The organism is Gordonia aichiensis NBRC 108223 (assembly GCF_000332975.1).
Classification (GTDB): domain Bacteria; phylum Actinomycetota; class Actinomycetes; order Mycobacteriales; family Mycobacteriaceae; genus Gordonia; species Gordonia aichiensis.
On record NZ_BANR01000068.1, the window covers coordinates 1 to 1,202 of the forward strand.

A 1,202-nucleotide genomic window follows, 5' to 3' on the forward strand; every position below is an offset into this window, starting at 1 on the left:
CCCCGCCCAGGACTTCTCGGACTGCGGTGTCTGGATCGACACCGAGGTAGCAGGTTCCGCGGGGTGCGTCGAGATCGAAACGGCCTGCCCCTCCGTTCGAGAAGAACCATGCACCATTGGCTGTGCGATGTCCTCGATACAGCTGTGCGCTCGTGGGAATGCTGACCGTCGGGAAGGATGACAAGTCCCGTCCGCCGGGTTCACGCAGCGCTACCGATTCACGGCTGCTCATGCCGCCCAGCGTTCCGCATCGACTCGGGCAGCGTTGAGGGCCGCTGTGAGCTCGTCGTCACCGCCACCCCTGACATACGCGACGGCGGTTTCGTCGTCGAGGGCGGCGTTCGGTGAGCACATCCACAGCGCCGCGGTCCACGCGTTGGCGTGCTCCCGCAAAACTTGCCACACCCTCAAAAGCCGGCGGTCGACTACGGCGTCGTCGGTGAACTGCCACGTCGGATACACCCACGTGCCGGATTCGAGCTGGCAGCCGATAAGGGTGTTGTTCTTGACGCGTTTGGCGAGCGCCTGCTTGCTGACATCAAGCCAGGTGGTCAGTCCTGCAGTGTCGTAGAAAGGTCCAACGGTCTGATCATGCACGCTGGTTGCAGACGGCAGTGCCGCCATCATTGCCCTAGCAATTCGGGAGGTGTCCGCGTACACCGCCGGGTCAACCCCAGAGTCCTCGGCGACGGCGAACCGCACATCCAAGAGGCTGCCCAACTCGTCGAGCAACGCCTGCTTACGATCCATCAGATCCGACATCGAGCCCACTTTCGGTCAACCTGGACAACCACCTGCCTCTAGTTTTACGCCCACACATCCCGTCGGTCAACCGGGTCAACCTAGCGGTCGTGTGCTCACTCCTATCGGCTGATGCCCCGAATCGCCTCGGACGCGTCGTCTTCATCCGGCATGGGTGTATCGCCCCGGCTGGCCGGTTCGAGCCTCGGCACTGACCGCGTGCCGGGTGGGCGTATGTGTGGTTGTTGCTGGTTGCGAGCGTCTAACCAGACGCGGGGAACGCGAAACAGACACGCCGAACGAGCTCCCATTGCGGGTATGTCGCCGAAGGTTCATTTCTCCTGCAAGCAACGGCAGGGCCACAAGCCGGATCTCTGGTGAGGCGCACGATCTGGCGCGCGGGACAGGTAGAAGCTGGCGGCAAGATGCAGCGCGGGGAGGCAGCGGTCGAATAGCGCCTG

The 1,202-nt window shown here is 63.4% G+C and carries 1 protein-coding gene and 1 pseudogene; both read right to left on the minus strand.

Annotated elements, in window-relative coordinates:
* Nucleotides 1-232, minus strand: a pseudogene (locus GOACH_RS24115) (RES domain-containing protein); the annotation flags it as partial.
* Nucleotides 229-732 (minus strand): hypothetical protein, encoded by a 504-nt coding sequence (locus tag GOACH_RS22990; protein WP_245552008.1) that lies wholly within the window; start codon nt 730-732, stop codon nt 229-231. The gene GOACH_RS22990 and the pseudogene GOACH_RS24115, both read right to left, overlap by 4 nt.
* Between the last annotated feature and the right edge of the window lie 470 nt (nt 733-1,202).